Source organism: Corallococcus interemptor, from assembly GCF_003668875.1.
GTDB classification, from domain to species: domain Bacteria; phylum Myxococcota; class Myxococcia; order Myxococcales; family Myxococcaceae; genus Corallococcus; species Corallococcus interemptor.
Map to the genome: position 1 here is coordinate 1 of NZ_RAWM01000061.1, position 19,752 is coordinate 19,752.

Here is a 19,752-nt window from a genome sequence, read left to right on the forward strand (position 1 = left end):
TATAAGAGACAGTCATCGCCCCGCCCTCCCACTCCTCGTCGAGCTGGGTGCAGCTGTCTCCTGAGCCGTTGAACTTCTCGCCGCCTCGGAAACCAGCGCCAGCCGCAGAGATGGTGCCGTTGTTTGTCACCGTTCCCGTCGCGAAGAACACCACGAGGCCACCCACGGTGTCCCGGAACTCGGCATCACTGGACCAGGCCCTCGCGCTGAGGCTGGCCCCAGCATTGATGGTCACGTCTGTGTATTCAGGAACCCGGATGACCTGCGCAGAGCTACGAAGGGTGATGTCGTTGTCCGGAGGGCTTCCGGTGAAGTTCGACGTCAGCGCAGGAGCGAACGTCAGGGTTGTCCCGGCTCGCGCCGTCACACGCGCGAAGTTCCAGTTTCCCACCGGGGTCGCTGCGGCGTCGAACGGCGCCTGAGCTCCAGTCACCACAGTCCCCGTGTAGCCGGTGGACTGGAAGACCATGATCAGGTCGCCCACGGCGAATCCCGTGATGGAGTTCACCGAGACGGTGGTGGCGCCTGCGTTGGCATTGGCCGTCAGCCGCGTGTACGTGTTGATGACCCGGTTCGCCGTGGTCACCGTCAGCGCGCCGTTGTGTCCGTTACCGTTGCCGAAGTTGTCCGGATCCGCGAACGCGGGTGGCGCCGCGAATACGGCGCACAGCAGGGCCAACAGCGCCGCGGCGGAGCCGCGTACTCCCTGTAGGGGCGTCAGCAACCGCGAAATCTTGTGTGGAGTCATAGGTTCAGAGGCTCACCAGGAACACGGAGGAATCCGGTCCGAGAGCCAGCGGGCTCCCTAAGCAAGCCCGGCGCCATCCTCTGTCGGATTCACTGTCCGTCCAAATCCTGGAACTTGCACGGCTGGTTGCCCGTGCTTAGGGCGGCCGTCCGGAACCCGGATCCACATTCTGGAATCTGGAAAACACTCCGCGTCCTGGACTGACGCGTCAGCGTCCTCTCTGACGCGTCAATCCAGGGCCCGGACACGCGGCCTCCAGAAACGCGAAAAGGCCCCCCGAAGGGAGCCCCTGGCTCAGCGCGTTACGCTTCCGGAAGCCGGACTAGAAGATCTCTTCCAGCCACTCGCGCATCCGGCCCTTCACCTTCTTGTAGACGTTGCCGTCCTCGCGGATGCGGAACATGCGGCGGTCCATGTGCTTGGCGCCGTAGACGACCAGGCCCACGCCCGTGGCGTACATGGGGCTCTTCACCACGTCCACCAGACCGCCAATGCCGCGCGGCATGCCCCGGCGCACCGGCAGGCCCAGCACCTCTTCCGCCAGCTCCGGCATGCCCGCGAGCAGCGTGGAGCCGCCCGTAATCACGATGCCGGACGCGAGCAGGTCCTCGTAGCCGCACTTCTGGATCTCGCGGTGCACGAGCTGGAAGATCTCCTCCACGCGCGGCTCCAGGATCTCGGAGAGGATCTGCCGGCCAAGCACGCGCGGCTGACGGCCGCCCACGCTGGGCACTTCAATCGTCTCGTCCTTGTTGATCATGGACGCGAGCGCGCAGCCGTACTTCTGCTTGATGCGCTCGGCCTCGTGCGCGGGGGTGCGCAGGCCGATGGCGATGTCGCTCGTCAGGTTGTTGCCGCCCAGGGCGATGACCGCCGTGTGGACGATGGAGCCGCCAGAGAAGATGGCGATGTCCGTGGTGCCGCCGCCGATGTCGACGAGGCACACGCCCAGCTCCTTCTCGTCCTCGCTCAGCACGGCTTCGGCGGAGGCCAGCGGCTGGAGCACGATGTCGGAGACGTTCAGGCCCGTGCGGTTGGCGCACTTGACGATGTTCTGCGCGCTGGAGACGGCGCCCGTGACGATGTGCACCTTGGCCTCCAGGCGCACGCCGGCCATGCCCAGGGGCTCCTTGATGCCGCCCTGGTCGTCGATGATGAACTCCTGCGGCAGGACGTGGATGACCTCCCGGTCCAGCGGGATGGCCACCGCCTTCGCCGCGTCGATGACGCGCGCGATGTCCGCGTCGCGGACCTCCTTGTCCTTCACCGCGACGATGCCCTGGGAGTTGAAGCCCTTGATGTGGCCGCCGGCGATCCCCGTGTAGACGTGGGAGATCTCCGCCCCGGCCATCAGCTCGGCTTCCTCCACGGCGCGCCGGATGGACGACACCGTGGCCTCGATATTGACCACGACGCCCTTGCGCAATCCCTTCGACGGATGCGTGCCGATACCGATGATGTCGATACCGCTATCGGTCAGCTCGCCGACGATGGCGCAGATCTTCGTCGTGCCGATGTCGAGGCCGACGATGATCTCCCCCGACTTCTGCTTCGCCATGTGACTCCTCCCAGGCTCCCTCACTTTCGTGAAGGAAGCATCCTCACTGCGTCGAGTCCCCGCTCCGCACGGAGTCGGACCCACTCGAAAGCCTCACCGCCACCCAACCCGGTCGGGCACGGTTATCCAGGCGAATGATCGCGGCTGCAAGCCCCCTTGTGCTGAGCTCGCGTCGAACGCGCGCCAGCCGCTGGAGCTTGACTTCCGTATCGCCAGCACCGAGGCGCACCTCCTGCCCCGTCGCCGTCACCAGCGCAAGCCCGGTGTTCTCCAGGCGCACTTCAGAAAGCCGCTCGGATCGTCCCGGCAACAGCCGCGCATAAGCACGGGTTACATCCAGCGCCTCGCGGAACTTCGAACGCACCGCGTCCGGGTCCGCCACGTACGCATCGCGCTCCATGCCGGTGACGAGCGGCAAGTCCAGCCCGTCCCCCGGGGTGACGCGCTTGAAGGGCTCGCCCTCCTCGTCCAGGACGTAGAGGTCGCCCAGCACCGCCAGCGCCGCGGGTGCGTGCTCCGTCACCTCCACGGACACCCCGCGCGGAAACCGCCGCGTCACCTCCACCGTGCGAATCCACGGGTGCTGCCCCATGGCCCGCGCCAGCGCGGCCGTGTCCAGCGTCCACAGGTTCTGCCCCGCCGTCAGGCCGGACAGCTTCAAGAGCTCCGGGCGCGACGCGCGCTCCAGGCCGGTGAAGTTCACCTGCTCCAGCGCGAAGCGGGGCGACACCACCGCCCAGGCGCGCAGCTCCATGGAGCCCCAGATGAGCCCCGCCGTCGCCACCGCCAGTCCCAGCGCCTTCGCCACCGACGGCCCGTGCGAACGGACCGCGCCCTTCACCGCGTCATTGCGCGGTGCGGCGTCCAGGCGGCGGCGGTTCTTGGATTTTCCGAAGGCCATGACTAGGGAGGCGCATGCTGCGTGCGGACGTCGAACCACGCCAGTTTTTGGCTACAGGCACGTCGCTGTAGCGGCACGGGGGGACACGCCGGCCTCACAAGAGGCCGGAACTCCAGGAAAGAACGCGCAGCGGCTCAGGCCTTGAGCGAAGCGCCCTGGAGCAGCCGCTCACAGAGGGCCGGGAAGTCGATGCCCCGCCCCGCCGCGATTTTGGGCAGGAGGCTGGAGGCCGTCATTCCGGGCAGCGTGTTGATTTCCAGCAGGAACACGTCGCCACTCTCCGTGACGATGACGTCCGAGCGCGACCCGCCGGAGCACCCCAGCGCCTTGTGGGCGCCCAGGGAGACTTCATTGACGCGCGCGTACAGGTCCGGGGGCAGCGGCGCGGGGAAGAGATACTGAGTACCGCTGCCGGCCTGGTACTTGGCTTCGTAGTCGTAGAACTCGCGGGCGGCCTTCACTTCGATGACGCCCAGGGCCTCGTTGTCCAGCACGCCGCCCTGCACTTCCCGGCCCTTGATGAACTGCTCCACCAGGAGCGTGCCCGCGTGCTTCGCCGCGTCCTGGACGGCGGCGGTGTAGTCCTCGCGCGTCTTGCAGATGTGCACGCCCACGCTGCTGCCCTCGCGGCTGGGCTTCACCACCACCGGGAAGGGGAACGGCAGCCGGTCCGCCTCCGCGAGCGCCGCCTCCGCCGTGGTGAAGGCGCGGTAGGGCGGCGTGGGGATGCCGCGCGCGACGAAGATCTCCTTCGCGTACACCTTGTCCATGCCCACGGCGGACGCCATCACGCCGCTGCCGGTGTAGGGGATGAACATGGCCTCCAGCAGGCCCTGGATGCAGCCGTCCTCGCCGAAGCGGCCGTGCAGCGCGAGCCACGCCACGTCCACCTTCTCCGCGATGAGGCGCGCGGGCAGGTCCTTGCCCACGTCGATTTCCACCACGTCGTAGCCCAGGCCCTTGAGGGCCCCCGACACCGCGGCGCCCGTGCGCAGCGACACCTCGCGCTCACTGGAGAGGCCGCCATACAGCACGCCGACGCGCTTGGCCTTCAACTCAGCGGGGGTGAAGCCTCGGGGACCGATGTTCATGGCAGGAAGACTCCGACGAACTTGACTTCGGGGTGCATGACGACGCCGGTGGCTTCCTTCACCCGCTCTTGCATCAGGGTGATGAGGCCCCGCACGTCGCGAGCGGCGGCGCCGCCCAGGTTGACGATCCAATTGGCGTGCAGGGTGGACACCTGCGCGCGCCCCAGGGTGTGCCCCTTCAGGCCCACGAGTTCAATCAGCCGCCCGGCGTGGTCGCCCGGCGGGTTGGTGAACACGCTGCCGAAGTTGGGCTGACTCAAGGGCTGCGTGCGCTTCCTGTAGCCCAGGTCCGCGTCCATGGCCGCCTTGCTGGCCACGACATCGCCCTTGGGAAGATGGAAGCGCACGCGGGTGACGATACCTCCAGCGGGCAGCGTGGCGTGACGGTAGGTGTGGGGCACCTGCGCTTTGTCCAGCCACCCCACCCCGTCCGCGGTGGCGACCTCAATCGCCTCCACCACGCGGAAGCACTCGCCGTTCTTGGTGCCGGCGTTCATGGTGACGGCGCCGCCCAGGGTGCCGGGGATGCCCGCGAGGAACTCCGCGCCCACCAGCCCCTGCGCGCGCATGACGTTCACCAGCCGGGCAATGGCCGCGCCCGTGCCCAGCGTCACCCGGCCGTCGTCCGGGCCCACGTCCAGCGCCTCCGGGAACAAATCCGGGGGCAGCTTCACAGTGAGCCCCGGCACGCCGCCGTCGCCCACCAGCGTGTTGGCCCCGCCGCCCAGCACCGTGACGGGGATGCCTTCTTCACGGGCCAGGCGCAGCAGGTCCACCAGCGCGTCCGGAGAGCGGGGCCGCACCAGGGCCTCCGCCGGCCCGCCCACGCGCACGCTGATGAGCGGCGCCAGGGGCTCGCCCGGCTTGACGTCCAGGCCCGGCAGCCGCGCCACGCGCGCCGCGAGCGGTGTCACCTCACCCGCCTGCATCCCCTACCCGCCCTTCGCCGCGCCCATCAGGTTCAGCAGGTCCGGCCCCACCTGGGTGATGTCGCCCGCGCCCAGCGTCAGCACCAGGTCGCCCTCGCGCACGCGCTCGTGGAGCGCCTTCGCCACGTCCGCGCGCTTCTCCACGAACGTCACGTCGCGGTGGCCGTGCGCGCGGATGGCCTCCGCCAGCGCGTCGCCGGTGGCGCCGGGGATGGGCTCCTCGCCCGCCGCGTAGACGCTGGTGACGAAGAGCACGTCCGCGTCGTTGAACGCGGTGGCGAACTCCTTCATCAGGTCGTGCGTGCGCGTGTAGCGGTGCGGCTGGAAGGCGGCCACCACCCGGCGGCCGAAGGCGCGGCGCGCGCCGGACAGCGTGGCCATGACCTCCGTGGGGTGGTGCCCGTAGTCGTCCACCACGGTGACGCCGCCCACCTCGCCGCGCACGGTGAAGCGGCGTTGCACGCCGCCGAACTCGGCCAGCGCGGAGCGCACCGTCTCCAGCGGGATGTCCATCTCCTCCGCGATGGCCACCACCGCCAGCGCGTTGAAGGCGTTGTGCGCGCCCACCATGCGCACGCGGAACTCGCCCAGGTCCTCGTCGCGGCGGAAGGCGCGGAAGGTGGTGGTGAAGCCGTCCAGCGCGATGCCCTCCAGCCGGTAGTCCGCCATGTGCGAGCTGCCGTAGGTGACGAAGCGCTTCTCGATGCGAGGCAGCAGCGCCTGGACGTTGGGGTTGTCCAGGCACAGCACGTTGAGGCCGTAGAAGGGAACCCGGTTGCAGAACTCCACGAAGGCGGACTGGAGCGTCTCCAGGTTGCCGTAGTGGTCCATGTGCTCCGGGTCGATGTTGGTGACGACCGCGATGGACGGGTGCAGCTTGAGGAAGCTGCCGTCGGACTCGTCCGCCTCCACCACCATCAGCTCGCTCTTGCCCAGCTTGGCGTTGGAGTCGAGCACGTTCACCTTGCCGCCCACCACCGCCGTGGGGTCCAGGCCCGCCGCGGACAGCACCGTGGCCACCATGGACGTCGTCGTCGTCTTGCCGTGGCTGCCGGCGACGGCGACCGCGTACTTCAGGCGCATCAACTCCGCGAGCATCTCCGCGCGAGGGATGACGGGAATCTTGCGCTGGCGCGCCGTCACCACCTCCGGGTTGTCCTTGCGCACCGCGGAGGAGATGACGACCACGTCCGCGTGCACCAGGTTGGAGGCGCGGTGGCCCTCGTAGAGCGTGGCGCCCAGCTTCGCCAGGCGGCGGGTGATGTCGCTCTCGCGCAGGTCCGAGCCGGAGACGCGGTAGCCCAGGTTGAGCAGCACCTCCGCGATGCCGCTCATGCCAATGCCGCCCACGCCCACGAAGTGCACGTGCGCCGCGTGGCGCGTCTTGAAGAGGCTGCCGGGCTTGTTGCTGACGGTCTTGCTGCTCATGCCTTGCTCCCGGGTGCCTTCTTCACGTCCTTCGGTCCGCGGTCGCGTCCACCCGGGCCCCAGGCCTGGGTGGTCAGGTCCACGCACACGTCCGCCAGCTCCTTCGCGGCGGCCGGGCGGCCGAGGATGCCCGCCTTCTTCGCCATCTGCTTGAGCTTCGCGGGGTCCGTCATCAGGCCGCGCAGCTCTGCCGCCAGCTTCAGGCCGGTGAGCTCCGACTCGCGGAACATGAGGGCCGCGCCCGCGTCCACCAGCGCCCGGGCATTCACCTCCTGGTGGTTGTCCGTGGCGTGCGGGAAGGGCACCAGGATGCTGGGCTTCTTGCACACCGTCAGCTCCGCCAGGGACGTGGCGCCCGCGCGGCAGATGACCAGGTCCGCCCTGGAGTAGGCGGAGGACATGTCGTCGATGAACTCCACCACCTGGGCCACGTCCGCGAAGCCCTTGTCCGCGTAGCCCTTCGTCACGTTCTCCAGGTCCAGCTTCCCCGTCTGGTGGACGATGGAGAGCTGGTCCTTCACGTCGCCCAGCGAGTCCAGCGCCTCCAGCACGCGGTTGTTGAGGCCGCGCGCGCCCAGGCTGCCGCCGAAGATGAGGACGGTGAACTTCTCGTGCGCGGTGTTGCTGCGCAGGTAGTTGTCCATCAGCTTCTTGCGGATGGGGTTGCCAATCATCTGCACCTTGGCTTCCGGGAAGAACGTGCGCGCTTCCTCGAAGGCGGTGAAGACGACCTTCACGATGCGGCCCAGCACCTTGTTGGTGAGGCCGGGCAGCGCGTTCTGCTCCTGGATGGCGGTGGGGATGCCCATCAGCCACGCGGCCAGCACCACCGGCCCGCTCGCGTAACCGCCCACGCCCACCACCACGTCCGGCTTCTGGCGCGACAGGATGCGGAACGACGCGAGGAACGCCAGGGGCAGCGCGATGAGCCCCTTGAGCAGGCCGAGGAAGCCCTTGCCCTTGAGCCCCTGCACCTTCACGAACTCCAGCGGGTAGCCCTCCTTGGGCACCACGCGCGCCTCCAGGCCCTTCTCCGTGCCCACGAACACCACTTCGTTGGCGGGGTGGCGGGTGACGACCTCCTCCGCCAGCGCGATGCCCGGGAACAGATGGCCTCCGGTGCCGCCGCCCGCGATGAGCACCTTCACGCCGTCACCTCCCGCAGGTCCGTCGTGCCCGTGCGCACCGGCCGCGTCGCGCCCTGCGTGTTCGCGCTGAGCGACAGGAGCACGCCCGCCGAGCCCATCAGCACCACCAGCGACGTGCCGCCGTAGGACACGAACGGCAGCGTCAGGCCCTTCGTGGGCAACAGGCCCATGGCCACGCACATGTTCACCGTGGCCTGGAACGCGATGATGGAGCTGATGCCCAGGCCCAGGTACGTGCCGAAGGTCTCCCCCGCCGCCAGGGCCGCGCGGATGCCGCGCCACAGGACAATGGCGTACAGCACCACCAGGAGCCCCACGCCAATCAGCCCCAGCTCCTCACCGAGGATGGAGAAGATGAAGTCCGTGTGCGCCTCCGGCAGGAAGAACAGCTTCTGCCGGCCGTCCCCCAGCCCCAGGCCGGTGATGCCGCCCGAGCCGATGGACATCAGCGACTCCGCCACCTGGTAGCCCACGTCGTGCCGGTGGGCCCACGGGTCCAGGAACGCGAGGATGCGCTTCATGCGGTAGGGGCTGGTCGCGATGGCGACGAAGGCCAAGGGCAGCGCGAGCAGGATGGAGCCCACCAGGTACGACAGCTTCGTGCCCGCCGCGAACAGCAGCACGAAGAGCATGAACACCAGCAGCACGCTGCTGCCGAAGTCCGGCTGGAGCATGCACAGCAGCACCAGGATGCCGCACAGGGCCAGGTGCGGCAGGAAGCCAATGGAGAACGTGGCCACCTTCTCCCGCTTCTTCGCCAGCGAATAGGACAGGTAGACGAGCCACGCGAACTTGGCCACTTCCGCCGGCTGGAGGCTGAAGCCCGGCAGGCGGATCCACCGCCGCGCGCCGCCCGCCGTGGTGCCGATGCCGGGGATGGCGACCGCGATGAGCAGCACGATGGCGACGAGCAGCAGCGGGTACGCCAGCCGCGCCAGCTTCCGCCACCCCAGCTTCATGGCCACCGCCATGGCCACGAGGCCCAGGCCCGCGGCGGACAGCTGCCGCTTGAGGAAGTAGAGGCTGTCGCCCAGCTTGTCCTGCGCCAGCACCGCGCTGGCCGAGTACGTCATCACCAGGCCCAGCGACACCAGCGCCAGCACCGCGCACAGAAGAATCGGATCGAACCGCACGGGGGCGGCCGGAGGAGAGGTCTTCATCACGGTCAGAGCGCCCCGACCAGGCGCTTGAACGTGTCGCCCCGGTCCTCGAAGTTCTTGAACTGGTCGTACGACGCGCACGCCGGGGACAAGAGGACCGTGTCCCCTGCCCTCGCCACCTCACGCGCCTTGGCCACCGCCTGCGCCAGCGTGCCGCACGCGTGCACCGGCGCGTCGTTGGCGTACGCCCGCGCCAGCGCGTCCGCGTCCTGGCCAATGGTCAGCACGCCCTTCACCTTGCCCTGCCCCGCCTCCACCATGGGCGCGTACGGCGCGCCCTTGCCCTTGCCGCCCGCGATGAGCCACACGTCACCGGCGAAGGCCTTGAGCGCCACCAGCACGGAGTCCACGTTGGTGGCCTTGGAGTCGTTCACCCACTCCACGCCGTCCAGCACGCGCACGCTTTCCAGCCGGTGCGCCAGGCCCGGGTAGCTGTCCAGGCCCGCCTGCACCGCGGCCTGCTCCACGCCGCCCAGCCGCGCCAGCAGCGCCGCCGCCATCGCGTTCTGCGCGTTGTGCGCGCCGCGCAGCGAGCGGTTGGTGAGCGTGTAGGACTCGCCCGCGAACTCCAGCTCGAAGCCGCCGGAGCGCGCGATGGCCAGGCCCGCCAGCTTCGGCGCGTCCACCACCGGACGGCCCGTCATGGAGAAGCCGTACACGGGCGCGCGCGCGGAGGCCGCCAGCCCCATCACCGCCGCGTCGTCCGCGTTCACCACGGCGAAGTCGCTGCCGGCGTCCTGGTTCATGAAGATGCGCGCCTTGGCCGCGCCGTACTCGGCGTGGTTGGCGTAGCGGTCCAGGTGGTCCGGCGTGAGGTTGAGGATGGCCGCGCCCGTGGGCTTGAGCTGGTGGATGCCCTCCAGCTGGAAGCTGGACAGCTCCACCACCAGCGCGTCCCAGTCCCCGGGGGACATGGCGGCTTCCGCCAGCGGGCGCCCCAGGTTGCCGCCCACGAAGGTGCGCAGGCCCGCCTTCGCGTACAGCTCACCGGTGAGCGCCGTGGTGGTGCTCTTGCCGTTGGTGCCGGTGATGCCCAGGAAGCGCGTGCCCGTGAGGAAGCGGCCCGCGAGTTCGATTTCGCCCCAGACGGGGACGCCGGACGTGCGCGCGGCCTCCAGCTCCGGCAGGGACAAGGGCACGCCCGGGCTCACCACCACCAGGTCCTGGCGGGTGAGCAGCCCCGGGGGCGTGGCGCCGGTGACGAGCGTCACGCCCTTCGCGTGCAGCTCCTTCGCGACGTCACCGAGCGCGTCCTCGGAGCGCGCGTCCAGCGCCGTCACCTTCGCGCCGTGCTGGACCAGCAGCCGCAGCGCCGCGACGCCGCTCTTGGCCAGCCCGAACACCGCGACATTCCGACCGGACAGCGAGGGATTCATGGGGCGGGCCGACCTCGAGATGGGGCAAAGCGACTAGCGCAGTTTCAGGGACAGCAGGGCCACGCCACCACAGAGGATGGCGACAATCCAGAAACGCACGATGATCTTCGGCTCGGCCATGCCCTTGAGCTCGAAGTGGTGGTGCACCGGGGCCATCTTGAAGACGCGCCGGCCCGTCATCTTGAAGGACGCCACCTGGATCATCACGGAGAGCGCCTCCGCGAAGAAGATGCCGTGGATGATGGCGGACACCACCTCGTTCTTGGAGAACACCGCCAGCGCGCCCAGCGCACCGCCCAGGGCCAGCGAGCCGATGTCGCCCATGAACACGGACGCCGGGTAGGTGTTGAACCAGAGGAAGGAGATGCCCGCGCCCACGATGCTCGCGCAGAAGACGGCCAATTCCGCGCCGCCCGGCACCTGGAGGATGCCCAGGTAGCGGTACAGCGGCGTGGCCGTGAGCCTGGCGACGCCGTTCACCGTCTCCGTGTCCGCGATGTGCAGCGTGGTGCCCGCCACGTAGCAGAGCACGCAGAAGGTCACCGCCGACACGATGGTGGGCACGATGGCCAGGCCGTCCAGGCCGTCCGTGAGGTTCACCGCGTTGGACGTGCCCACAATCACGATCCACGCGAACACGACGTAGAACCAGCCCAGGTCCGGGTTGAACCAATGGGATGGCACGAAGGGCAGCGTCAACCGCGTGTCGATGAGCAGCGTGGGCCCGAAGGAGCCGTCCGGCTTCGTCCACGTGCACATCAGGCCGAAGATGGCGACGAGGAAGAAGAGCGTCTGCAGCGCCATCTTCTTGCGCCCGGCCAGGCCCTTGGAGTTGCGCTTGGACAGCTTCAGCCAGTCATCCAGGAAGCCGATGAAGCCGTAGCCGAAGGTGAGGAGGATCATCACCCAGACGCCGCGCGACTTCAGGTCCGCGAACAGCAGCGTGCCCGCCGCGATGCAGATGAGGATGAGCGCGCCACCCATGGTGGGCGTGCCCTTCTTCTTCTGGTGGCTGTCCGGGGTGTCCTCGCGCACGTTGCTCTGCCCGTGCTGCTTCAGGCGCAGCCGCGCGATGAGGCGCGGGCCAATGAGCATCCCCAGGAGCAGGGCGAAGACGCCCGCGGCGATGATGCGGAAGGTCGGGTAGCGCAGGAAGTTGAGGACGCGCCCGGCCTCGGTGTTCTGGATGAGCTCGTACAGAAGGTACAGCACTAGTGACTCCCTCCGGGGGGTGCGGCGCCGGTCAGGGCGGCCACCACGCGCTCCAATCGCATGCCGCGACTGGCCTTCACCAGCACCACGTCACCGGGAGAGAGCCGGGGCGTCAACCACGCCACCAATGGCTCCACTTCGGTGAAGTGGGCGGCGGAATCTCCCATGTCCGCGCTGCCCAGGCCGCCCGCGGAGCGGGGGCCGAAGAACGCGACCAGCTTCGCGTGCCGCGCGACGAGCTCACCCAGCCGGGCATGCTCCTCCGCCTCGCCCGCGCCCAATTCCAGCATGTCGCCCAGCACCGCCACCGCCCGGCCACCGTCCGGCACCAGCGTGCCCAGCGTGACGAGCGCGGCCTCCATGGAGGCCGGGTTGGCGTTGTAGCAGTCGTCCACCACCGTGACGCCGTTGCGGCCGTCCACGATGTTGAGCCTTCGCGCGTACGGCCGCGCGGACTCCAGGCCCTTCACGCACTCCTCCGGGGAGTAGCCCAGGGCCAGCGCCGTCGCGAACGCCGCCGTCGCGTTCTGCGCGTTGTGCGGCCCCACGAAGTGCAGGCGCACCGGCCAGTCCTTCCCCTGGTAGCGCACGGTGGCCACCATGCCGTCGCGGCCCAGCGTGTGGACCGCCGTGAGGCGCACGTCCGCCCCTTCCGTCCGGCCGAACGTCAGCTGCTTCGCGCCGCTGCGCGCGGCCTGACGCACGATGAGCGCGTCGTCCAGGTTGATGACCGCGGTGGCCTGGGGCAGCAGCTCGCGGAACATCTCCCCTTCCGCCTCCGCCACGCCCTCCAGGCTGCCCAGCCCCTCCAGGTGCTCCGGCTGGACGACGGTGATGACACCGGCGTCCGGCTGCACCTTGCGGGTGAGCCTTTCGATTTCGCCCGGCTGGTTCATCCCCACTTCGATGACGGCCGCCACGTGGGACGGCTCCAGCCGGAAGAGCGTGAGCGGGACGCCCACCTCGTTGTTGAAGTTGCCTTCCGTCTTCAGCGCGGGGCCGCGCGTGGCCAGGATGGCGCCCACCATCTCCTTGGTGGTCGTCTTCCCGTTGGAGCCCCCCACCGCCGCGACCGGGATGCGGAAGCGGCGGCGGTGCAGCGCGCCCAGGCCGCCCAGCGCGGCCAGGGTGTCCTCCACTTCGTACAGCGCGAAGCCCGGGGGCAGGGCCGGCAGCGCCCTCCCCCGCTTCACCACCGCCCCGGCCGCTCCCTGGCGCTGAGCACCGTCCACGAAGTCGTGGGCGTCGAAGCGCTCACCTTGCAGTGCCACGAAGAGGCACCCGGGGGTGAGCGACCGCGTGTCGGTGCAGACGGCGGGGAAGCCCGCTTCCACGGGCTCCCCGCGACGGGTCGCACCCGTCGCCTGCACCACCTCGTCATCGGAGAATCGAGCGGCCATGGAGGGGGGGTGTGGCCTTGGGCCGGTTCAGCCCGGGATGCGGTTGGCCAGCGCGCGCGCGGCGACCTCGCGGTCGTCGAACTTGAGCTTCTCGGTGCCCACCGTCTGGTAGGTCTCGTGGCCCTTGCCGGCGATGAGGACGACGTCGTCGTCCTTGGCCAGGTTGATGACCTGCTCGATGGCGGCGCGGCGGTCCGCGTCCACCAGGTAGCCCTTCTCCCCGTTCTTCGCCTTGCCCTCGGAGATGCGGCGCAGGCCGCCCTTCTCCAGGCCCGGCGTGACCTCGGAGATGATGGTCTCCGGGTCCTCCGTGCGCGGGTTGTCGCTGGTGACCATCACCAGGTCCGCGCCTTCCGCGGCCACGGTGCCCATCAGCGGGCGCTTGCCCTTGTCGCGGTCGCCACCGCAGCCGAAGACGACGATGACGCGGCCCTTGGCCAGCGCGCGCGCCGCCTCGATGGAGCGCTTGAGCGCGTCATCCGTGTGCGCGTAGTCCACCAGCACGGCCGGAGCCGGGCCGCCGCGGTGGTTCTCCGCACGGTCCATGCGGCCGGCCACGCCGGTGACGAGCTCGATGCCGCTCTTCACGTCCGAGCGGCTGATGCCCGCGCCCAGCGCGATGCCGGCGGCGAGCATGATGTTCTCCAGGTTGTGGGGCCCCAAGAGCTTGCTCTTGACCTTGATGTCGCCCGCGGGCGTCTTCAGGGTGGCCTCGATGCCCTTGAGCGAGTAGCTGGCGTCCGCGGCGGAGATTTCACCCGCGCCCGTGCGGCTGAACTTCCACGCCATGCGCTTCTGGTTGCGCAGCTCCGTGTAGATGCGGCTGGCGAAGGTGTCGTCGCCATTCACCACGGCGGTGCCGGAGGCGCCCAGGTTCTCCACGAAGAGCTTGCGCTTCACCTGGAAGTACTCCTCCAGGTCCTTGTGGTAGTCTAGGTGGTCGCGCGACAGGTTGCTGAAGCCCGCGGCCTTGAAGGTGAGCCCGTGCACGCGCTCCTGCGCGAGCGCGTGGCTGGAGACCTCCATCACCACCGTCTCCACGCCCGCGTCCACCATCTCGCGGAAGATGCGGTGCAGCTCCAGCGGGTCCGGCGTGGTGTTGGCCAGCTCCGTCGTCTTGCCGCCGAACTTGTAGCCCAGCGTCCCGATGACGCCCGGCGCCGGAGAGCCGGTGTACATGGCGGCCGTGGCGAGGATGGCCTCCAGGAGGTACGTGGTGGTCGTCTTCCCGTTGGTGCCGGTGACGCCCAGCAGCGTCAACTTGTCCGCGGGACGGCCGTGGAAGTTGGCCGCGATGAGGGCCAGCGCCTTGCGCGCGCTGCTCACCTTGAAGAACGGCACCTGCGAGGACTGCCCCTGCTTCTCCGAAACCACGGCGACCGCGCCGCGCGACACGGCTTCACCAATGAACTGGGCCCCGTCTTCCTTCAGGCCCGGCACGGCGATGAAGAGATCCCCCGGCTTCACGCGCCGCGAATCCTGCGTCACTCCCGTGACGTCGACCGCGGAACGGCCGCCCGAGGTCTGCTCGGCTCCACACCCTGCGAGGACATCCGTCAGCTTCATCTCTTCCCCTTCACACGCATTGCTTGCGGGGCCTGGAAAGGACACGGCCTCATTGCCGCGTCGCCAGTTCCAGCGTCACCCGTGCCCCCTTCTCCACCAGCGCACCGGCGGGGGGGGTCTGAGATACGACTCGTCCACTACCCTGCAGTTGTGGCTCCAGCGCCGCGGCGAGCATCTTCACCACGGCCTCGCGTCCTGCCTGACCCTGGACGTCCGGCACACGCACCGTGCCGGGCTCCGGGGTCTCGGTCACCGCATCCTCCAGGCCGGCCCGTGCGGGCACGGCCTTCGCCAGCGCCTTCGATGCCGGAGGGGGCATCACGGGCACGGCGGCCGCGGCCACCTCGGCGGGTGCCACCGTGCGGGACGGGGGCACGGCCAGGTGGGCCATGGCGGCGGTAGCGATTTCCTTGAAGGCAGGGGCAGCCACGTTCCCCCCGTATACGTCTGTCTTGGGTTCGTCCACCACCACGAGAATCACGGCGCGCGGGGCCTCGGCTGGCACCATGCCCGCGAACGACGCGATGCGTTTGTCGGAATACCCCCGTGCCACGGGGTCCGCCTTCTGGGCCGTACCCGTCTTTCCGGCCACCCGGTAGTCGTCCATGGCGGCCTTGGGCGCGGTCCCTCCCTTGACCACCACGCTCTCGAGCATGCCCACGACCTGCCGCGCCACCCTCTGGGAAACGACCCGGCGCAGCTCCGTGGGCTGGTTCTCCAGCAGCACCACGCCGTCCGGGTCCACGACCTTGGAGACCAGGTACGGGCGCATCAGGACGCCGTCGTTGGCCAACGCCCCGTAGGCCGCCGTCAGCTGGACGGCGGTGGAGGTCATGCCCTGGCCGAAGGATTGGGTGGCCAGGGAGATGTCCGATTTCGGAAACGGGATGACGCCCCGGCTCTCGCCGGTGAGCGCCAGGCCGGTGCGCTCCGCGAAGCCGAAGGCGTGGTAGGCGGCGACGAACTTCTCGCGGCCCAGGGCCTCGGCGACCTTCGCGGCGCAGATGTTGGAGGACACCTGGAGGATGCCCTGGGCGTTGAGCCAGCCGTGCGGGTGGGTGTCCCGGATGGTGTGCCGGCCAATGCGCATGGCGCCGTTCTCACAGAAGAACAGCTGGTCCGCGGTGATGGCCTTCTCTTCCAGCGCGGCGGCCACCACGAAGGCCTTCATCGTGGAGCCGGGCTCGAAGGCGTCCAGCGCGGCGCGGTTGCGGATGGCGTTCTTCACGCCGTCTTCCGGCGTGTTGGGGTTGAAGCGCGGGTTGTTGGCCAGTGCCAGAATCTCTCCGGTGCGCGGGTCCAGCACCACCGCCATGCCCGCCGTCGCCTTGGCGTCGTCCACCGCCTTGGCCAGCGCCTTCTCCGCGACGTACTGGAGGTGGCGGTCCAGCGTGAGCGTGACGGCGGCGCCCTGGCGCTCCAGCGGATCCATGGCGCCCTGGACCATCAGCTTGCGGCCCTTGGCGTCCCGGAAGCCGGAGGTGCGCGAGTTCTGCCCGGACAGCTCGTCCTCGAAGGCCAGCTCCAGGCCCTCCAGGCCGTGGCCGTCGGTGCCCACCATGCCCACGATGTGCGCGCCCAGCTCGCGCTGGGGATAGAAGCGCTTGGGCTCCTTGGTGAAGCCCAGGCCGGGCAGGCCCAGCGCCTTCACCGCCTCCACCTCCTGGGGCTTCGCCTGGCGCTTCACCCACGCGAAGCGCTTGGCGCGGGACAGGCGCGCGGCCAGGTCACCGCTGTCCATGTGCACGGCGCGGGCGAGCTGCCGGGCCGCCTGCGGCACGTCGGGGAGCAGGGACGGGTCCACCCAGATGGAGTCCACCTCCACGCTCTGCGCCAGCGGCGTGCCGCGACGGTCGAAGATGTCACCGCGCCGGGCGGGGATGTCGATCTGCCGGACGTACTGGTCCTGCGCCAGGCCCCGCAGCTTCTCCTGCTGGAAGACCTGGAGGTAGACCGCGCGGCCGAACGCCGTGCCCAAGAGCACCAGGAACAGCCCGAACAGGAGCTGGACCCGCAGCCGGAGCCCCTTCGTGTTCGACTCTGGAATCCGCGCGCTCTTGAGGTCCCTCACCGCCCGGTCCCCCGCTCCGCCACGCGGACGGCCGGGGCCGCCGAACGGGCCTGCGCGGTGCCGGAGCCCTTCACGCGCTCATCCGCGAGGGACACCACCGCGCTGCCCTTGGGCATGGCCATGCCCAGCTGCTCACGGGCCACGCGCTCCAGCCGCGCCGGGGCCTTGAGCGTGGCCAGCTCCAGCTTGAGCCGGTCGTTCTCCCGGGTGAGCGAGCGGCTCTCGCCCTCCGCGTTGGACAGGCGGTAGCCCATGTCCACCACCAGCACGCGGCTCGTCACATGGAGGATGCCCACGCCAGCGAACAGGGTGAAGAGCATGACGGCGGGCAACAGGTGCAGCAGCACGCCGGCCACGGACACGGAGGGACGCGAGAGGGCCTTGCTCATCGGATTTTCTCCACCACGCGCAGGTGCGCGCTGCGAGAGCGGGGGTTGGCCTCGACTTCCGCTTCGGAAGCCGCGACGGCCTTCTTGGACACGAGGGCGAAGTCACCCTGGCTGTTGCACACGCACACCGGGAAGCCCGGCGGACAGGTGCATCCGCCCACCAGGGCGCGGAAGGCTTCCTTCACCTTCCGGTCCTCCAGGGAGTGGAAGGCGATGACCGCGGCGCGGCCGCCCACCTTCAGCAGCGAGGGCAGCGCGGCGAGCAGCGCGTCCAGCGCCTCCAGCTCCCCGTTCACCGCCATGCGCAGCGCCTGGAAGGTGCGGGTGGCCACGTGGATGCGGTCCGGCCACGCCTTGCGGGGCACGGCGCGCTTCACCACCTCCGCGGCCTCCAGCGTGCGCTGGGGCAGCGCCTTCTTCAGCTCCCGCGCGATGGGCCGGGCGAAGGGCTCTTCTCCAAAATCCTTGAGCAGCTTCGCCAGGTCGCGCTCGTCCGTTTCGGCGATGAGCTCCGCGGCGGTGAGGCCGCTGTCGCCCATGCGCATGTCCAGCGGGCCGTCCTTCATGAAGGAGAAGCCGCGCTCGGCCACGTCCAGCTGCGGCGAGGACACGCCCAGGTCCACCAGCACGCCGTCCACGGGGAGCAGGTCCTGCGCGACATGGGAGAGGTCCGCGAAGTTGCCCTGCCGGGCCTGGAAGCGCGGGTTGCCCCCCATGCGCGCGGTGGCGGCGGCCAGCGCCACGGGGTCCCGGTCCACGCCCACCACCGTGGCGCCCCGGGCGAGCAGCGCCTGGGTGTGGCCTCCGCCGCCGAGCGTCCCGTCGAGGATGATCTTCCCCTCCGCCGGGTTCAGCAGCTCCACCGTCTCGTGGAGCAGGACGGTCTGGTGCTGGAAGTCCACGGGCGGGGGCCTTGGGTGCGAAGGGTCAGACGAAGGGAGCGCGCGCGAGCTGGAAGGCGGCCCGGGCATCGTTCATGTGCGGGTACAGCTCGAAGGCGTCATGGGCGCCGGCCGCGCGGAAGATGGCGGCCAGGTACGGCGACAGCCCGGACAGCTTCACGTCGCCGCCAGCGCGGCGGAACGCGTCCGCGCGGGCCATCAGCGGGCGCACGCCCCGGTAGTTCAGGTGGGAGACGTCCGCGAAGTCGAGGACGACCTGGCGCGTGCCCCGGTGCAGCCGGTGCATCAGGTCCTCGCACAGCTTGACGAGGTCCGCCTCCTCCAGCTCGCCCTCCAGCATCAGCGTCTCCACGCGCTCGGACGCCGCCACCACCGCCCTGTTCCGACGAACCTCCTGCACCTGGTCCATGCGCCTGCCCACCCTTCTCTTTGCGAAACCTGAAGCTGTCGACTTCCTGGCTACGGCTGGCGCAGCTCGCCCAGCACCCGCAACACGTCCGGGGAGGTGGCTTCCTGGCGCGCGTCCTCCTGCGCCTTCGCCCAGCCTTCCTGGCTCCAAAGCTCAATCACCTTCACCATCCCCGCCCACACCACGTCCTTCTCCAGCTTCGCGTACGCCCTGAGCGACGGCGGAATCAGCAACCGTCCCAGCTTGTCCAGCGGGCACTCCTGCGCGCTGGCCACGTACAGCCGCATCAACGTCTTGACCCCCGGCTCCATGGGGTTGCGCCGGGCGAGCGCGGTCTCCAACGCCTCCCACTCCCGCACCGGATAGGCGTGGAGGCAGGGGTCCAGGGCCGTGGTGACGATGAGCCGCTCGTCGTAGGCGCCCACCAGCGTCTCCCGCAGCTTGGCCGGGAGGCTGGTGCGCCCCTTCGCGTCGATCTGGTGCTCATAGACGCCTCGGAACACGCGGGACGATCCACCTTTTCAGCCCAGCACGGGACGGACCACCACTCCTTCCCACTTCTTACCCCTCTAACGGCCGGCATACATACGCGCCCCCCCCAGGGGGGTCAAGAAACCGCGCAACAGGCTGAAACACCGCGAGCACGGCGGCGGACATCCGCCAGGGCACACGCCGCGCGGCCTACCTTTGAGGATGGGGTAAACTTGAGTTCTTCCGCTCCCAGGCTGAGACTGGCAGTCACGTGAACACGAACGTTCGACTGAAGGTGGCCTACAAGACGCCGCAATCACTGGTCGGCGAGTACACCCGCAGCGTGGGTCTTGGCGGCGTCACCCTGGAGACGCGAAGGGCCCTGCCGCTGGGCACCCGGTTCACCTTCGAGCTGCACGCGGGCGGCATGCCGCGTCCGGTGGAGGTGCTGGGGGAGGTGGTCCGGGTGGAGCCCCGCCCCGGCGAGCGCTTCCTGCTGACCGTGCGCTACGACGGCGCGGAGGATCGCAGCGCGCTGGACGCGGTGCTCCAGTTCATCTTCGCCCAGGAGGAGCAGAACGGCCTGCGCCGCTTCCCGCGCATCCCGCTGCACCTGCGCGCGAGGGAGAGCGACCCCCGGGCGCCGTTCTTCTACGTGCGCGACATCTCCCGGGGCGGCGTGGGCCTGGAGGTGGACGCCCCCGCCCTGCCCCGCGAGGTGCAGGTGGGCACGCCCTTCTTCATGGAGATGGACATGAAGGAGGGGCCGCTGCTGCTCCACGGCGAGGTGGCGTGGACGTCCACGGTGCCGCGCAAGGGCGTGGCCCAGGCGGTGACGCCGGGCTTCGGCGCGACCTTCGGCCGGCTGCGTCCGGACATGGTCCAGCGCCTGGAGGACCTGATGTCGCTGGAGCACCTGCCGCCCGCGCCCTGGCGGGCCCGGGTCAGCTTCGGCCTGGATGCCGTGTCGCGGATGCCCTGAAGCCGCCTGGC

At 69.7% G+C, this 19,752-nt stretch carries 17 protein-coding genes and 1 pseudogene; 1 reads left to right on the top strand and 17 read right to left on the bottom strand.

Annotated elements, in window-relative coordinates; all coding sequences use genetic code 11:
• The 17 genes and pseudogenes from D7X96_RS21540 to mraZ all read right to left on the bottom strand — a co-directional run.
• Positions 1–724, bottom strand: a pseudogene (locus D7X96_RS21540) (hypothetical protein); the annotation flags it as partial.
• Between the two features lie 346 nt (positions 725–1,070).
• Entirely contained in the window at positions 1,071–2,306 is a 1,236-nt protein-coding gene (gene ftsA / locus D7X96_RS21545) for a cell division protein FtsA (RefSeq protein ID WP_014398878.1), read from the bottom strand.
• Positions 2,307–2,349: 43 nt separating this feature from the next.
• The gene (locus D7X96_RS21550) at positions 2,350–3,207 is read right to left on the bottom strand and encodes a cell division protein FtsQ/DivIB (protein WP_120548778.1); all 858 of its coding nucleotides are present in this window, start codon (positions 3,205–3,207) and stop codon (positions 2,350–2,352) included.
• 134 nt (positions 3,208–3,341) lie between these two features.
• Positions 3,342–4,298, bottom strand: coding sequence for a D-alanine--D-alanine ligase (locus D7X96_RS21555; RefSeq protein ID WP_120548779.1), 957 nt, complete (start codon positions 4,296–4,298; stop codon positions 3,342–3,344).
• Positions 4,295–5,227 (bottom strand): UDP-N-acetylmuramate dehydrogenase, encoded by a 933-nt coding sequence (gene murB / locus D7X96_RS21560; protein ID WP_121770598.1) that lies wholly within the window; start codon positions 5,225–5,227, stop codon positions 4,295–4,297. Before murB ends, D7X96_RS21555 begins: the two co-directional genes overlap by 4 nt.
• 3 nt (positions 5,228–5,230) lie before the next feature.
• A complete protein-coding gene (gene murC / locus D7X96_RS21565) occupies positions 5,231–6,655 on the bottom strand; it encodes a UDP-N-acetylmuramate--L-alanine ligase (RefSeq protein WP_120548781.1) in 1,425 nt (474 codons plus the stop codon).
• On the bottom strand, positions 6,652–7,803 hold the full coding sequence (murG, locus tag D7X96_RS21570) for an undecaprenyldiphospho-muramoylpentapeptide beta-N-acetylglucosaminyltransferase (protein WP_121770599.1): 1,152 nt from the start codon (positions 7,801–7,803) through the stop codon (positions 6,652–6,654). The genes murC and murG overlap by 4 nt, the downstream gene beginning before the upstream one ends.
• On the bottom strand, positions 7,800–8,963 hold the full coding sequence (ftsW, locus tag D7X96_RS21575; RefSeq protein WP_120548783.1) for a putative lipid II flippase FtsW: 1,164 nt from the start codon (positions 8,961–8,963) through the stop codon (positions 7,800–7,802). The genes murG and ftsW overlap by 4 nt, the downstream gene beginning before the upstream one ends.
• A gap of 5 nt (positions 8,964–8,968) precedes the next feature.
• Positions 8,969–10,339 carry a UDP-N-acetylmuramoyl-L-alanine--D-glutamate ligase gene (gene murD, locus D7X96_RS21580; protein WP_121770600.1) on the bottom strand — a complete coding sequence of 457 codons (1,371 nt, stop codon included), beginning with the start codon at positions 10,337–10,339 and terminating at the stop codon, positions 8,969–8,971.
• Positions 10,340–10,372: 33 nt separating this feature from the next.
• A complete protein-coding gene (gene mraY, locus D7X96_RS21585; RefSeq protein WP_120548785.1) occupies positions 10,373–11,551 on the bottom strand; it encodes a phospho-N-acetylmuramoyl-pentapeptide-transferase in 1,179 nt (392 codons plus the stop codon).
• On the bottom strand, positions 11,551–12,951 hold the full coding sequence (locus D7X96_RS21590; protein ID WP_121770601.1) for a UDP-N-acetylmuramoyl-tripeptide--D-alanyl-D-alanine ligase: 1,401 nt from the start codon (positions 12,949–12,951) through the stop codon (positions 11,551–11,553). The genes mraY and D7X96_RS21590 overlap by 1 nt, the downstream gene beginning before the upstream one ends.
• Positions 12,952–12,978: 27 nt before the next feature.
• A complete protein-coding gene (locus tag D7X96_RS21595; protein WP_120548787.1) occupies positions 12,979–14,517 on the bottom strand; it encodes a UDP-N-acetylmuramoyl-L-alanyl-D-glutamate--2,6-diaminopimelate ligase in 1,539 nt (512 codons plus the stop codon).
• Positions 14,518–14,566: 49 nt separating this feature from the next.
• Positions 14,567–16,588: a PASTA domain-containing penicillin-binding protein gene (locus D7X96_RS21600; RefSeq protein WP_120548788.1), complete on the bottom strand. Its 2,022-nt coding sequence runs from the start codon at positions 16,586–16,588 to the stop codon at positions 14,567–14,569.
• Positions 16,585–16,977, bottom strand: coding sequence for a cell division protein FtsL (ftsL, locus tag D7X96_RS21605; RefSeq protein ID WP_120548789.1), 393 nt, complete (start codon positions 16,975–16,977; stop codon positions 16,585–16,587). The genes D7X96_RS21600 and ftsL overlap by 4 nt, the downstream gene beginning before the upstream one ends.
• Positions 16,974–17,879, bottom strand: a complete 906-nt coding sequence (gene rsmH, locus D7X96_RS21610) for a 16S rRNA (cytosine(1402)-N(4))-methyltransferase RsmH (RefSeq protein ID WP_120548790.1) — start codon at positions 17,877–17,879, stop codon at positions 16,974–16,976. The genes ftsL and rsmH overlap by 4 nt, the downstream gene beginning before the upstream one ends.
• Positions 17,880–17,904: 25 nt before the next feature.
• Positions 17,905–18,288 carry an STAS domain-containing protein gene (locus D7X96_RS21615; protein WP_120548814.1) on the bottom strand — a complete coding sequence of 128 codons (384 nt, stop codon included), beginning with the start codon at positions 18,286–18,288 and terminating at the stop codon, positions 17,905–17,907.
• 50 nt (positions 18,289–18,338) lie between these two features.
• Positions 18,339–18,791: a division/cell wall cluster transcriptional repressor MraZ gene (gene mraZ / locus D7X96_RS21620; protein ID WP_120548791.1), complete on the bottom strand. Its 453-nt coding sequence runs from the start codon at positions 18,789–18,791 to the stop codon at positions 18,339–18,341.
• A gap of 239 nt (positions 18,792–19,030) precedes the next feature.
• Here mraZ and D7X96_RS21625 point away from each other — a divergent pair, with 239 nt between their 5' ends.
• Positions 19,031–19,741: a PilZ domain-containing protein gene (locus tag D7X96_RS21625; RefSeq protein ID WP_120548792.1), complete on the top strand. Its 711-nt coding sequence runs from the start codon at positions 19,031–19,033 to the stop codon at positions 19,739–19,741.
• Positions 19,742–19,752 lie beyond the last annotated feature (11 nt).

Excerpts from the sequence above, each read along its gene's own strand:
- ftsA (WP_014398878.1), bottom strand. The coding sequence starts at position 2,306 with ATGGCGAAGCAGAAGTCGGGGGAGATCATCGTCGGCCTCGACATCGGC.
- D7X96_RS21550 (WP_120548778.1), bottom strand. The coding sequence starts at position 3,207 with ATGGCCTTCGGAAAATCCAAGAACCGCCGCCGCCTGGACGCCGCACCG.
- D7X96_RS21555 (WP_120548779.1), bottom strand. The coding sequence starts at position 4,298 with ATGAACATCGGTCCCCGAGGCTTCACCCCCGCTGAGTTGAAGGCCAAG.
- murB (WP_121770598.1), bottom strand. The coding sequence starts at position 5,227 with ATGCAGGCGGGTGAGGTGACACCGCTCGCGGCGCGCGTGGCGCGGCTG.
- murC (WP_120548781.1), bottom strand. The coding sequence starts at position 6,655 with ATGAGCAGCAAGACCGTCAGCAACAAGCCCGGCAGCCTCTTCAAGACG.
- ftsW (WP_120548783.1), bottom strand. The coding sequence starts at position 8,963 with ATGAAGACCTCTCCTCCGGCCGCCCCCGTGCGGTTCGATCCGATTCTT.
- murD (WP_121770600.1), bottom strand. The coding sequence starts at position 10,339 with ATGAATCCCTCGCTGTCCGGTCGGAATGTCGCGGTGTTCGGGCTGGCC.
- D7X96_RS21590 (WP_121770601.1), bottom strand. The coding sequence starts at position 12,951 with ATGGCCGCTCGATTCTCCGATGACGAGGTGGTGCAGGCGACGGGTGCG.
- D7X96_RS21595 (WP_120548787.1), bottom strand. The coding sequence starts at position 14,517 with ATGAAGCTGACGGATGTCCTCGCAGGGTGTGGAGCCGAGCAGACCTCG.
- ftsL (WP_120548789.1), bottom strand. The coding sequence starts at position 16,977 with ATGAGCAAGGCCCTCTCGCGTCCCTCCGTGTCCGTGGCCGGCGTGCTG.
- D7X96_RS21615 (WP_120548814.1), bottom strand. The coding sequence starts at position 18,288 with ATGGACCAGGTGCAGGAGGTTCGTCGGAACAGGGCGGTGGTGGCGGCG.